General features: G+C 59.8%; 11 protein-coding genes. 7 read left to right on the forward strand and 4 right to left on the reverse strand.

What is annotated here, in order from left to right; all coding sequences use genetic code 11:
• Nucleotides 1–76 precede the first annotated feature (76 nt).
• Nucleotides 77–1,372 carry a glycine betaine monooxygenase oxygenase subunit gene (gene gbca / locus AC30D7_RS18550; protein WP_096479443.1) on the reverse strand — a complete coding sequence of 432 codons (1,296 nt, stop codon included), beginning with the start codon at nucleotides 1,370–1,372 and terminating at the stop codon, nucleotides 77–79.
• Between the two features lie 296 nt (nucleotides 1,373–1,668).
• On the opposite strand from gbca, the gene gbcB reads away from it, so the two are divergent.
• Nucleotides 1,669–2,769 carry a glycine betaine monooxygenase reductase subunit gene (gene gbcB / locus AC30D7_RS18555; protein ID WP_490135037.1) on the forward strand — a complete coding sequence of 367 codons (1,101 nt, stop codon included), beginning with the start codon at nucleotides 1,669–1,671 and terminating at the stop codon, nucleotides 2,767–2,769.
• 107 nt (nucleotides 2,770–2,876) lie between these two features.
• On the opposite strand, the gene AC30D7_RS18560 is transcribed toward gbcB, so the two are convergent.
• The 3 genes from AC30D7_RS18560 to AC30D7_RS18570 form a co-directional block, all read right to left on the reverse strand.
• Complete coding sequence (locus AC30D7_RS18560) at nucleotides 2,877–3,272, reverse strand: hypothetical protein (protein ID WP_490135038.1); 396 nt, start codon at nucleotides 3,270–3,272, stop codon at nucleotides 2,877–2,879.
• A 260-nt stretch (nucleotides 3,273–3,532) separates the two neighbouring features.
• Nucleotides 3,533–4,357, reverse strand: a complete 825-nt coding sequence (locus tag AC30D7_RS18565; protein WP_490135039.1) for an SDR family oxidoreductase — start codon at nucleotides 4,355–4,357, stop codon at nucleotides 3,533–3,535.
• 296 nt (nucleotides 4,358–4,653) lie between these two features.
• A complete protein-coding gene (locus AC30D7_RS18570; RefSeq protein ID WP_490135040.1) occupies nucleotides 4,654–5,694 on the reverse strand; it encodes a threonine aldolase family protein in 1,041 nt (346 codons plus the stop codon).
• A 127-nt stretch (nucleotides 5,695–5,821) separates the two neighbouring features.
• On the opposite strand from AC30D7_RS18570, the gene AC30D7_RS18575 reads away from it, so the two are divergent.
• The 6 genes from AC30D7_RS18575 to AC30D7_RS18600 all read left to right on the forward strand — a co-directional run bounded on the left by AC30D7_RS18575 (nucleotide 5,822) and on the right by AC30D7_RS18600 (nucleotide 13,504).
• The gene (locus AC30D7_RS18575; protein ID WP_490135041.1) at nucleotides 5,822–6,538 is read left to right on the forward strand and encodes a TraX family protein; all 717 of its coding nucleotides are present in this window, start codon (nucleotides 5,822–5,824) and stop codon (nucleotides 6,536–6,538) included.
• Nucleotides 6,539–6,855: 317 nt separating this feature from the next.
• Nucleotides 6,856–8,109, forward strand: a complete 1,254-nt coding sequence (gene glyA / locus AC30D7_RS18580) for a serine hydroxymethyltransferase (RefSeq protein ID WP_490135042.1) — start codon at nucleotides 6,856–6,858, stop codon at nucleotides 8,107–8,109.
• Nucleotides 8,110–8,132: 23 nt separating this feature from the next.
• Nucleotides 8,133–9,383, forward strand: coding sequence for a sarcosine oxidase subunit beta (locus AC30D7_RS18585; RefSeq protein ID WP_007936415.1), 1,251 nt, complete (start codon nucleotides 8,133–8,135; stop codon nucleotides 9,381–9,383).
• A 14-nt stretch (nucleotides 9,384–9,397) separates the two neighbouring features.
• Nucleotides 9,398–9,727, forward strand: a complete 330-nt coding sequence (locus tag AC30D7_RS18590) for a sarcosine oxidase subunit delta (RefSeq protein ID WP_007907563.1) — start codon at nucleotides 9,398–9,400, stop codon at nucleotides 9,725–9,727.
• Nucleotides 9,724–12,741 carry a sarcosine oxidase subunit alpha gene (locus AC30D7_RS18595; protein ID WP_490135043.1) on the forward strand — a complete coding sequence of 1,006 codons (3,018 nt, stop codon included), beginning with the start codon at nucleotides 9,724–9,726 and terminating at the stop codon, nucleotides 12,739–12,741. The genes AC30D7_RS18590 and AC30D7_RS18595 overlap by 4 nt, the downstream gene beginning before the upstream one ends.
• 130 nt (nucleotides 12,742–12,871) lie before the next feature.
• Nucleotides 12,872–13,504 carry a sarcosine oxidase subunit gamma gene (locus AC30D7_RS18600; RefSeq protein WP_490135044.1) on the forward strand — a complete coding sequence of 211 codons (633 nt, stop codon included), beginning with the start codon at nucleotides 12,872–12,874 and terminating at the stop codon, nucleotides 13,502–13,504.
• Nucleotides 13,505–13,635: the final 131 nt, after the last annotated feature.

Here is a 13,635-nt window from a genome sequence, read left to right on the forward strand (position 1 = left end):
GTGATTGGGGTGTTCACAGAGTTTGTGTACGCCGCCGATCCTTGTGGGAGCGGGCTTGCCCGCGATGCTTTTGCTCTTAGCCTTGTACCGGAACCCCTTTGAGGTACGGCGCAGGCTCGGCGCCCAGGTTGTTCAACAGACGCTCGCTGTACCAGTCCACGAAGTTCACCACACCAAACTCATAGGTCTTGGAGTAAGGCCCTGGCTGGTACGCGGTGGAGTTGATCCCGCGCTGGTTCTCTTCGGCCAGGCGACGGTCCTGGTCGTTGGTCGCATCCCAGACCTGGCGCATGCGCTCCACGTCGTAGTCCACGCCTTCGACTGCGTCCTTGTGGACGATCCACTTGGTGGTGACCATGGTTTCCTGGGCGCTGATCGGCCACACGGTGAACACGATGATGTGGTCGCCCATGCAGTGGTTCCACGAGTGCGGCAGGTGCAGGATGCGCATCGAGCCCAGGTCCGGGTTCTTGATGCGGCCCATCAGTTTGGCGCAGCCCTGTTTGCCGTCCATGGTCATTGACACGGTGCCCTTGAGCAGCGGCATGCGCACGATACGGTTACGCAGGCCGAAGCTGGCGTGAGCGTAAGGGATCTTCTCGGCTTCCCAGGCAGCGGCGGAAGCGGCTACGTGGTCCTTGAAGGCCTGGTCGGCACGCGGGTCGGTGACGTCGTCCCATTCCAGCAGGGTTTTCAGCAATTCCGGGTGCGACGCGTTGCAGTGGTAGCACTCGCGGTTGTTTTCCAGCACCAGTTTCCAGTTGGCCTTTTCCATCAAGGTGGTTTGCACCGCCACCTTGGTGTTTTCCATGTCGTACGGTTCCATGTAATGGCTGAGCGTCGACAGGAAGTCATCGATGGCGGGCGGGTTTTCCGCCAGGCTGATGAAGATGTAACCGCCGGCAGTCTTCACGTTCACCGGTTTGAGGCCGTATTGCTTCATGTCGAAGTCGGCGCCCATTTCGGTGCCGGCGAACAGCAGGCGACCGTCCAGCTCGTACGTCCACTGGTGGTAGTGGCAGACCAGTTTGGCGACTTTGCCTTTTTCACTGGTGCACAGGCGTGAACCACGGTGGCGGCAGACGTTGTGGAACGCATGGACCACGCCATCGGCGCCGCGAATCACGATGATTGGGTTCTTGCCGACTTGCAGGGTCAGGTAGTTGCCCTTGGTCGGGATCTCGCAGGTCATGCCGGCGATCAACCACTCTTTCTGGAAAATTTCCTGCATGTCGATATCAAACAGCCGCTCGTCAGAGTAAAACGGCTGCGGCAGCGAAAAGGTGCGCTCGCGCTCTTGCAGCATCTGCGCGGTGGCCTTGCGTGCGGGTTCCAGTGGATCGCCCAGGCTCAGGGTAGTGGTGACGTCCATCGTTTAATCCTCAAGGCCATTCTGTGTGGCCGGCGAAAGTGGCTAATCAGACTTGCTGCTAAGGGTTGCTACGCAAGGTGTAAAGGTTGTGTCTTGGTATGGGGCGAGTGTGGGGCCGACGCGCACCAGAACCTTATCCATGGGCGACATGGCCCAATCTGTTCCCGACGCGCAACCCCCGGTAATTGGGGGCTGGTCGCGATAAGTATGTCAATGTCGCAGATAGGTAAATGGCGGGGCTGCTCTATACGCAGAATCGCCAACATAAAGGCCGGTAGTCGGCCGTGGAGATCAGCATGTCCAACAACTTCCTGAACCCGGTAACCACCCAGACCTGGGCCAATGGTCGACATATTGTCCGTTGCGTCAAAGTCATCCAGGAAACCTGGGATGTGCGCACCTTCTGCTTCATGGCCGACCAGCCGATCCTGTTCTTCTTCAAGCCTGGGCAGTTCGTCACCCTGGAGCTGGAAATCGACGGTGTGCCGATCATGCGCTCCTACACCATTTCCAGTTCGCCGTCGGTGCCGTACAGCTTTTCGGTGACCATCAAGCGCGTGCCGGGTGGCAAGGTTTCCAACTGGCTGCACGACACCCTGCACGAAGGCCAGGAGCTGGCGGTGCACGGGCCGGTCGGGCTGTTCAACGCCATGGACTTCCCTGCGCCGAAAGTGCTCTACCTCAGCGGCGGTGTCGGCATCACGCCGTGCATGTCCATGGCGCGCTGGTTCTATGACACCAACGGCAATGTCGACATGGTGTTTATCCATAGCGCCCGTTCGCCCAAAGACATCATTTATCACCGTGAGCTGGAGCACATGGCGTCGCGGATCGATAACTTCAGCCTGCATCTGATCTGCGAGAAGCATGGTCTGGGCGAACCGTGGGCCGGTTATCGCGGTTACCTGAATCACAAGATGCTCGAACTGATGGCGCCGGACTTCCTCGACCGTGAAGTTTTCTGCTGCGGCCCGACTCCATACATGAACGCGGTCAAGCGCATGCTCGAGGCGGCGGGTTTCGACATGAAGCGCTATCACGAAGAATCCTTCGGCGCCACACCGCCAGAAGCTCGTGCCGACGCGGTGGAACAAGCCGAACAAGCAGCGGACGCTCCGGAAATCGACGCGGCGGATCTGCATCAAGTGGAATTCACCGCCTCCGGCAAGAGCATCCGTGTGGCCCCGGGCGAAACCGTCCACGCAGCGGCCGCCAAGCTTGGCCTGTTGATCCCCAAGGCCTGCGGCATGGGCATCTGCGGCACCTGCAAGGTGATGAAGCTTGCCGGCGAGGTCGAAATGGATCACAACGGCGGGATTACCGAGGAAGACGAAGCCGAAGGCTTCATCCTGTCATGCTGCAGCGTGCCGAAGGGGGACGTGCGGATCGAGTATTAAAGTCCGGGGTAATGAGTGACCTGGGCATGGTCACTCATTTTTACTCGGTAAAACATTGTTGGTCATGAGTTTGTGCAGATATTTAATTAATATTATTGGTGTTGTTTTTATGTGAGGAGTTTGATGTATATGCCAATGAGTGTTAGGTCTCCTGAGCCGCCTGTGGGGGTTTTAAGTATGAACTTTTTGCGTAGCACGTAAGCAGTTTCTTTTTCGCTAATGAAAATGGTATCGGATTTGGTCAACGATAGCATCTCATTATAACCGTCAGGGTTTACTGCTTTGTCGGGAGCATACCAGAACTCGCCTTCATTGTTGTCCTGCTCTATAAGAGCTAATGTATGGATGTAGTATCTATCGTCTTTCTTCTGATAGATCTTGTAGCTGACAGATCTAGCTCCAATGCCGCCGTCGACTACAGCGATATCGCCTGTTCTAACCGCTAGATACTCTGGGGATGAAGGGAGATTGTGAAAAAGGCATTTTTCATCTTGGCGTTCCATTTGATTTTCCTTTGTATATAAGCGTCTATGAGGTAAAGACTCATGGGGGATATCGGCCCGCTAAGTAAGCATGAATTTAATAGGGACGTGATAAGTCGTCTAGCTATCAGTTATTACAGCTAGACAAGTCTGTAGGGCTGTGATTCTTGTGCGCTGAGAATTTTGAACTTTCAACAAGAGCATTGTTTAAGCGAAGCGGCGCAAGAAGTCCGACTGTTGGATCGACAAATTTACGCCGTTTTTAAGTTGGCGTTGAAAACTCAATCTACGAACAGATCCGGTATCAACGTAGCGTTGCTGTCCGGTTCGTAGCGATAGTGGGAAAAATCGGTCGTTCCGTGTTCGCGCAAAATCTCCTCATCGATCAGCAAGCGACCGGTAATGCTGCGACCACTGCTGCTCAGAATCGCGTAAGCGGCATCCGCCATGATCGCCGGTGTGCGGGCATGCTTGAAGGATTCGCGCGACCCCAGCTGAAATTCGATGGCAGCCGTGGCGATCATGGTCTGCGGCCACAGGGAGTTGACGCTGATGCCATAGGCGGCAAATTCCTCGCTCATGCCCAGGGTCAACATGCTCATGCCGTATTTAGTCACTGTGTAGGGGCTGTACTGGGCGAACCATTTGGTGGCCAGGTTCAGCGGCGGTGACAGGTTGAGGATATGGCCGCTGGATTTTTTCAGATAGGGCAGGGCGGCCTGGCTGCACAGCAACACGGCGCGGGTGTTGATCTGGTGCATCAGGTCGAAGCGCTTGAGTTCGATGTGTTGCACGCCGGTCAGCTTGATCGCTCCTGCATTGTTGATCAGCACGTCGATGTCGCCGAAATGCTCACTGGCGTCAGCCAGGGCCTGGCGCACGATGGCTTCATCGCGCACATCAACCTCCAATGCCAGCGCCTTGCCGCCCGCAGCTTCGACTTCCGCCGCAACGCTGAAGATGGTGCCGGGCAGTTTGGGGTGAGGGGCGGCGCTTTTCGCGGCAATCACGATGTTGGCCCCGTCGCGCGCGGCCCGCAGCGCAATCTCGCGACCAATCCCGCGACTGGCGCCGGTGATGAACAGGGTTTTGCCTTGTAGTGACATGCGGACGCTCCCGATTGGCGTGATCCGAGCGGATCGAAACGGCTCGCAGTCAATGTAGACCAACTCGTGCGGGACTGTGGCAAGGGGGGCAAGCCCCCTCGCCATAAGATCTCTTGCCAATCAAATAGCTGAGGTCGAGCGCAGAACCTGTGGCGAGGGAGCTTGCTCCCGTTGGGTTGCGAAGCAGCCCCAAAGCCTGAGCATGCGGTCTGTCAGGTGGACCGCGTTGGCTGGTTTTACGACTGCTGCGCAGCCGAGCGGGAGCAAGCTCCCTCGCCACAAAAGTTGGTGGGGTGTCAGGCCGCCATCACGTGCCGAATATCCGCTGCCAGTTCCCGCACGCGTTCTTCTTCGGTGTCCCACGAGCACATGAACCGCGCGCCGCCGTTGCCGATGAAGGTGTAGAAGCGCCAGCCCTTGGCGGTCAGCGCGGCAATGGCCGGTTCCGACAGTTGCAGGAACACACCGTTGGCCTGCACCGGGAACATCAGCTCGACGCCAGGAATGTCGCTCACCAGTTCGGCCAGCAACTGCGCGCAGTGGTTGGCGTGGCGGGCGTATTTGAGCCAGGCGTCGTTTTCCAGAATCCCGACCCAGGGGGCGGAGAGGAAGCGCATTTTCGAGGCCAATTGCCCGGCCTGTTTGCAGCGGTAGTCGAAGTCTTCGGCCAGTTTGTGGTTGAAGAACAGGATCGCTTCGCCCACCGCCATGCCGTTTTTCGTGCCGCCGAAGCACAACACGTCGACGCCGGCCTTCCAGGTCAGGTCCGCTGGCGAGCAGCCCAGGTACGCACAGGCGTTGGAAAAGCGTGCGCCGTCCATGTGCAGGTTCAGGCCCAGTTCTTTGCAGGTGACGCTGATGGCGCGGATTTCATCCGGTGTGTACACGCTGCCGACTTCAGTGGCCTGGGTAAGGGTGACGACGCGTGGTTTCGGGTAGTGGATGTCCTGGCGCTTGAGGGCGATTTCGCGGATAGATTCCGGGGTCAACTTGCCGTTTTCGGTACGGGCGATGAGCAGCTTGGAACCGTTGGAGAAAAACTCCGGTGCGCCGCATTCGTCAGTTTCGACGTGGGCGGTTTCCGAGCAGATCACGCTGTGGTAACTCTGGCACAGCGACGACAGCGCCAACGAGTTGGCCGCGGTGCCGTTGAAGGCGAAGAACACTTCGCAGTCGGTTTCGAACAGTTTGCGGAATTGATCCGCGGCGCGTGCGGTCCACTCATCGTCGCCATAAGCGCGCTGGTGTCCGTGGTTAGCCTGTTCCATGGCAGCCCAGGCTTCAGGGCAAATACCGGAATAGTTGTCGCTGGCGAATTGTTGGCTCTTGTCGGTCATGGCCGGCTTCCGTGATCGAGGCGCTTGTGGCGCTTCGTTGGTCAATGATGGTGCGCACTTTACCGAAGATCGTCCGGGGAGCACACGGGGTGAGTCTGTCAGAAAAATACAAACGCCTCGGGCAATTATGCACATGACGCAGAGGGACGGTGCACTGGATCTGCTCAAATGGCTGGCGCTGTTGAGCATGGTGCTCGATCACCTGCGATATGTCGGCTATTCCCTTGATCAGTTGTATGTGCCGGGCAGGCTGGCGTTCCCGTGGTTCTGTCTGGCGATGGCGGCGAACCTGTCGCGTGCCCGCGCAATGACGACCAACGGTCAGTGGCGCTACCTCGGTTGGTTGTTGCTGTTCAGTGCTCTGAGCGAAATTCCCTATCGGATGTACATTCCTGATCACGACACCTTGAATGTATTGCCTACGCTGGCCCTGGGGTTGTTGGTGGTCCGTGGCTGGCAGCACGGGCCAGTTCAGTCGCGTCTGTTGGCGGTCATTGCCTTGGTGCTGGCGGCACTGTTCCCGCAGCGACTGATGTTCGGTTTCTTCGGCGTGCTGTTGCCACTGGCGATGTTGTTGGTGATCCAGCGGCCCTGGTATTTCGGCCTGTTGCCGGGGCTGGTGTGCCTGGCGGCCAATCAATGGCAAGTGCTGTACTCCGCTGCCTGGTTCGGCAGCGGTGCGGCGATTTTGGGTGTTGTCGTTTGTCTGATTGCGCCATTGTCGGGCCTGCTGCTATTGCGACATGCCCAAGGCATCCAGCCACCGCCGATGCGCCGCTGGGCCTACGCCCTTTATCCCGGGCATTTCCTCGTACTTCTGGCCTTGCGCCAACTCATCGCCTGACGCCCGTCCCCTGTGGCGAGGGAGCTTGCTCCCGCTGGGCTGCGCAGCAGACCCAAACCCGGCGCATGTGGTTAGTCATTTAGATCGAATTTGTCGGTTTTACGACTGCTTCGCAGTCGAGCGGGAGCAAGCTCCCTCGCCACAGGGGTGTTCGCCCGTTCACCCATTTCGGCCCATGTCGTAAACGCACCTTTGCGTGGCGTCCATAGGCATTTGACCTGTCTGCGCCGGTCATACCATCGCTATCAAAGGGCACTGCCGAAATGCCAGTGCCTCACCGAGACGAAAGGCGCACCGCCGCCGCTGGGAGAGACGCGATGTTCAGCAAGCAAGACCAGATCCAGGGTTACGACGATGCACTGCTGGCGGCGATGAATGCCGAGGAGCAACGCCAGGAAGATCACATCGAGCTGATCGCGTCAGAGAACTACACCAGCAAGCGCGTGATGGAAGCGCAAGGCAGCGGCCTGACCAACAAATACGCCGAAGGCTATCCGGGCAAGCGCTACTACGGTGGCTGCGAGCACGTCGACAAGGTTGAAGCCCTGGCCATCGAACGCGCCAAGCAATTGTTCGGTGCCGATTACGCCAACGTCCAGCCGCACTCCGGTTCTTCGGCCAACAGCGCCGTTTACCTGGCCCTGCTGCAAGCGGGCGACACCATTCTGGGCATGAGCCTGGCCCACGGCGGTCACCTGACCCACGGCGCCAAAGTGTCGTCCTCGGGCAAGCTGTACAACGCTGTGCAGTACGGCATCGACACCAAAACCGGCTTGATTGACTACGATGAAGTCGAGCGCCTGGCTGTCGAATGCAAGCCGAAGATGATCGTCGCCGGTTTCTCGGCCTACTCCAAGACCCTCGACTTCCCACGCTTCCGCCAGATCGCTGACAAGGTCGGTGCCCTGCTGTTCGTCGACATGGCGCACGTTGCCGGTCTGGTCGCTGCTGGCCTGTACCCGAACCCGCTGCCGTACGCTGACGTGGTGACCACCACCACCCACAAGACCCTGCGCGGTCCGCGTGGCGGCCTGATCCTGGCCAAGGCCAACGAAGAAATCGAGAAGAAGCTCAACGCCGCGGTGTTCCCTGGTGCCCAGGGCGGCCCGCTGATGCACGTCATTGCCGGTAAAGCAGTGTGCTTCAAGGAAGCACTGGAGCCTGGCTTCAAGGCCTACCAGCAACAAGTGATCGATAACGCCCAGGCGATGGCCGGCGTATTTATCAAACGCGGCTACGATGTAGTGTCCGGCGGTACCGATAACCACCTGTTCCTGGTCAGCCTGATTCGTCAGGGCCTCACCGGCAAAGAGGCGGATGCTGCACTCGGTCGCGCCCACATCACTGTGAACAAGAACGCTGTCCCGAACGATCCACAGTCGCCGTTCGTGACCTCCGGCCTGCGTATCGGCACCCCGGCGGTGACCACTCGCGGCTTCAAGGTTACCCAGTGCATCGAGCTGGCTGGCTGGATCTGCGACATCCTCGACAACCTCGGCGACGCCGATGTCGAGGCCAATGTCGCCAAGCATGTGGCAGCCCTGTGCGCGGACTTCCCGGTTTATCGCTGAGCGCGGTTTTGGAGTAAATGACTATGCAACGCTATTCGGGCTTCGGCCTCTTCAAACACTCCCTCAGCCACCATGAAAACTGGCAGCGCATGTGGCGCACGCCGACCCCGAAAAAGGTTTACGACGTGGTTATCGTCGGCGGTGGCGGGCATGGTCTGGCGACCGCCTACTACCTGGCCAAGGAACACGGCATCACCAACGTGGCCGTGGTCGAGAAGGGCTGGCTGGGCGGCGGTAACACCGCGCGCAACACCACCATCGTGCGCTCCAACTACCTGTGGGACGAGTCAGCACACCTGTACGAACACGCGATGAAATTGTGGGAAGGCCTGTCCCAGGACCTGAACTACAACGTGATGTTCTCCCAGCGTGGCGTCTACAACCTGTGCCACACCCTGCAGGACATTCGTGATTCCGAGCGTCGGGTCAGCGCCAACCGCCTCAACGGCGTGGACGGCGAGCTGCTCGATGCCAAGCAAGTGGCAGACGAGATCCCGTACCTCGACTGCTCCAAGAACACCCGCTACCCGGTGATGGGCGCAACCGTTCAGCGTCGCGGCGGCGTGGCCCGTCACGATGCCGTGGCGTGGGGCTTTGCCCGTGCCGCCGACGCCTTGGGCGTGGATCTGATCCAGCAGACCGAAGTGATCGGTTTCCGTAAGGAAAACGGTGTGTGCATCGGTGTTGAAACCAACAAGGGCTTCATCGGCGCCAAGCGCGTCGGCGTGGTGACTGCCGGTAACTCCGGGCACATGGCCAAACTCGCCGGTTTCCGCCTGCCGATCGAATCGCACCCACTGCAAGCGCTGGTGTCCGAGCCGATCAAGCCGATTATCGACAGCGTGATCATGTCCAACGCCGTACACGGTTACATCAGCCAGTCCGACAAGGGCGACCTGGTGATCGGCGCCGGTATCGACGGCTACAACGGCTACGGCCAGCGTGGTTCGTACCCGGTGATCGAGCACACCATCCAGGCCATCGTCGAGATGTTCCCGGTGCTGTCGCGCGTACGCATGAACCGTCAGTGGGGCGGCATCGTCGACACCACGCCGGATGCGTGCCCGATCATCTCGAAGACTCCGGTACCGAACATGTTCTTCAACTGCGGTTGGGGCACCGGTGGCTTCAAGGCTACACCTGGCTCGGGCAACGTGTTTGCCGCAAGCCTTGCCAAGGGTGAAATGCACCCATTGGCTGCACCTTTCTCCATCGACCGCTTCCACAGCGGTGCGTTGATCGACGAACACGGCGCTGCAGCAGTCGCCCACTAACAGGAGAAATCCCTATGTTGCATATCTTCTGTCCTCACTGTGGCGAACTGCGCTCCGAAGAGGAATTCCATGCATCCGGCCAGGCGCACATCCCGCGTCCACTGGATCCGAACAGCTGCACCGACGAGGAGTGGGGCGACTACATGTTCTTCCGCGATAACCCTCGCGGTCTGCACCACGAACTGTGGGATCACGTCGCCGGTTGCCGTCAGTACTTCAACGTGACCCGTGACACCGTGACCTACGAGATTCTCGAAACCTACAAGATCGGCACCAAGCCGCAGTTCACCGACAAGACCGACAGCCCGAAAGCGGCCGCCACGGCTCTGGGAGAGAAGGTATGAGCCAGATCAATCGCCTGTCCAACGGCGGACGCATCGACCGCAACAAAGTGCTGAGCTTCACCTTCAACGGCCAGGTCTACAAAGGCTTTGAAGGCGACTCGCTGGCCGCAGCCTTGCTGGCCAACGGTGTCGATATCGTCGGCCGCAGCTTCAAGTATTCGCGCCCACGCGGCATCTTCGCCGCCGGTGCCGAAGAGCCGAACGCCGTGCTGCAGATCGGTGCGACCGAAGCCACGCAGATCCCGAACGTGCGCGCCACGCAACAAGCGCTGTATCAAGGCCTGGTCGCCACCAGCACCAACGGCTGGCCAAGCGTGAACAACGACATGATGGGGATTCTCGGCAAGGTCGGCGGCAAGCTGATGCCACCGGGCTTCTACTACAAAACCTTCATGTACCCGCAATCGTTCTGGATGACTTACGAGAAGTACATTCGTAAGGCAGCCGGTCTTGGCCGTTCGCCGACCGAGAACGATCCGGACACCTACGACTACATGAATCAGCACTGCGACGTGCTGATCGTCGGCGCTGGCCCTGCGGGTCTGGCGGCTGCACTGGCGGCTGCCCGCAGCGGCGCCCGTGTGATCCTGGCCGATGAGCAGGAAGAGTTCGGCGGCAGCCTGCTCGACTCCCGCGAAAGCCTCGATGGCAAACCAGCTACCGAGTGGGTTGCCAGCGTCATCGCCGAGCTGAAAAACACCCCTGACGTGCTGCTGTTGCCGCGCGCCACGGTCAACGGTTACCACGACCATAACTTCCTGACCATTCACGAGCGCCTCACCGATCACCTCGGCGACCGCGCCCCGATCGGCCAGGTGCGTCAGCGTATCCACCGGGTTCGCGCCAAGCGCGTGGTGCTGGCGACCGGTGCTCACGAGCGTCCACTGGTTTACGGTAACAACGACGTGCCGGGCAACATGCTCGCCGGCGCTGTGTCGACTTACGTGCGTCGCTACGGCGTGGCACCGGGCAAGAAACTGGTGCTGTCGACCAACAACGACCACGCCTACCGCGTTGCCCTGGACTGGCTCGACGCCAGCCTGCAAGTGGTGGCCATCGCCGACGCCCGCAGCAACCCTCGCGGTGCGCTGGTGGAAGAAGCGCGCGCCAAAGGCATCCGCATCCTGACCGGCAGCGCCGTGATCGAGGCCCGTGGCAGCAAGCACGTGACCGCCGCTCGCGTTGCAGCGATTGATGTAAAAGCACACACCGTGACCAGCCCAGGCGAATGGCTCGATTGCGACCTGGTCGCCAGTTCCGGCGGTTACAGCCCAGTGGTTCACCTGGCTTCGCACCTGGGTGGCAAGCCGATCTGGCGTGAAGACATCCTCGGTTTCGTACCGGGCGAAGCACCGCAGAAACGCGTGTGCGTCGGTGGCATCAACGGCGTCTACAGCCTCGGCGATTCGTTGACCGATGGTTTTGAAGGCGGTGCTCGCGCTGCCAGCGAAGCTGGTTTCGGCAAGGTCGAAGGCGTACTGCCCAAAGCCCTGAGCCGACTCGAAGAGCCGACGCTGGCGCTGTTCCAGGTGCCTCACGAAAAAGCCACTGCCCGTGCGCCGAAGCAATTCGTCGACCTGCAGAACGACGTCACCGCAGCCGCCATCGAACTGGCGACCCGCGAAGGTTTCGAATCGGTCGAGCACGTCAAGCGCTACACCGCACTGGGCTTTGGCACCGATCAGGGCAAGCTCGGCAACGTCAACGGCTTGGCCATCGCCGCCCGTTCGCTGAACGTGACCATCCCGCAGATGGGCACCACCATGTTCCGCCCGAACTACACGCCGGTGACTTTCGGCGCCGTGGCCGGTCGTCACTGTGGGCACATCTTCGAGCCGGTTCGCTTCACCGCGCTGCATCACTGGCACGTGAAGAATGGCGCCGAGTTCGAAGACGTCGGTCAGTGGAAACGTCCTTGGTACTTCCCGAAAAACGGTGAAGACCTGCATGCCGCCGTAAAACGCGAATGCAAAGCCGTGCGCGACAGCGTCGGCCTGCTGGACGCTTCGACCCTGGGCAAGATCGACATCCAGGGCCCGGACTCCCGCGAGTTCCTCAACCGTATCTACACCAACGCCTGGACCAAGCTCGACGTGGGCAAGGCGCGCTACGGCCTGATGTGTAAAGAAGACGGCATGGTGTTCGACGACGGCGTGACTGCATGCCTGGCCGACAACCATTTCGTGATGACCACCACCACCGGCGGCGCTGCGCGCGTGCTGCAATGGCTGGAAATCTACCACCAGACCGAATGGCCAGACCTGAAGGTGTACTTCACTTCCGTGACTGATCACTGGGCAACCATGACCCTGTCCGGGCCGAACAGCCGCAAGCTGCTCAGCGAAGTCACCGACGCCGACCTGAGCAACGAAGCCTTCCCGTTCATGACCTGGAAAGAAGCCCTGGTCGGTGGCGTGCCGGCGCGGATTTTCCGGATTTCGTTTACCGGTGAGCTGTCGTACGAAGTCAACGTGCAGGCCGACTACGCCATGGGCGTGCTCGAGAAAATCGTCGAGGCCGGCAAGAAGTACAACCTGACCCCGTACGGCACCGAAACCATGCACGTACTGCGGGCCGAGAAGGGCTTCATCATCGTCGGTCAGGACACTGACAGCTCGATGACCCCGGACGACCTGAACATGGGCTGGTGTGTCGGTCGCACCAAACCGTTCTCGTGGATCGGATGGCGTGGCATGAACCGCGAAGACTGTGTGCGTGATCAGCGCAAACAGCTGGTTGGCCTGAAGCCGATCGATCCGACCAAATGGCTGCCGGAAGGTGCACAACTGGTGTTCAACACCAAGCAAGCGATTCCGATGACCATGGTGGGTCACGTGACTTCCAGTTACTTGCACAACTCCCTGGGCTATTCGTTTGCCATGGGCGTGGTCAAGGGCGGCTTGAAGCGCATGGGTGAGCGGGTGTTCGCACCGCTGGCCGACGGCAGCGTGATCGAGGCGGAAATCGTTTCTTCGGTGTTCTTCGATCCGAAAGGCGATCGCCAGAACGTTTAACACCACAGTACCTGTGGGAGCGTGGCTTGCCCGCGATAGCGTCAGACCAGGCAACATCAATGGTGACTGATGCATCGCTATCGCGGGCAAGCCCGCTCCCACAGGGATACGAATACAGGACAGGTGCTTTATGACCGCAGCCAATGTTTACCAACAACGCCCAACCACTGGGGCCAAGGCCGAGTCGTCGCTGCATCACGCCGACCTCGCCAGCCTGGTGGGCAAGGGTCGCAAGAACGCCGGCGTGATCGTGCGTGAGAAAAAACTCCTCGGTCACCTGACCATCCGTGGCGATGGCCACGACGCCGCGTTCGCTGCTGGTGTGCACAAGGCCCTTGGCATCGAATTGCCAGGTGCGCTGACCGTGATCATCAAAGGCGAAGCCAGCCTGCAATGGATGGGGCCGGATGAATGGCTGCTGATCGTGCCGACTGGTGAAGAATTCGCGGCCGAGAAAAAACTCCGTGAAGCGCTGGGCGACCTGCACATCCAGATCGTCAACGTCAGCGGTGGCCAGCAGATCCTCGAACTCAGCGGCCCGAACGTGCGTCAGGTGCTGATGAAGTCCACCAGCTACGACGTGCACCCCAACAACTTCCCGGTGGGCAAGGCTGTTGGCACGGTGTTCGCCAAGTCGCAACTGATGATCCGCCATACCGCCGAAGACACCTGGGAACTGCTGATTCGCCGCAGCTTCTCGGATTACTGGTGGTTGTGGTTGCAGGATGCGGCTGCTGAGTACGGGCTTAGCGTCCAGGCGTAATTAGGTTTGTGACTGCTTTTGTGGCGAGGGAGCTTGCTCCCGCTCGGCTGCGCAGCAGTCGTAAACCCTGCCTCCGCGTTCCTTCTGCAGGAATGCGGATGTTGATTTTGGGGTCGCTTCGCAACCCAGCG

Source organism: Pseudomonas sp. DF5 (assembly GCF_058148225.1).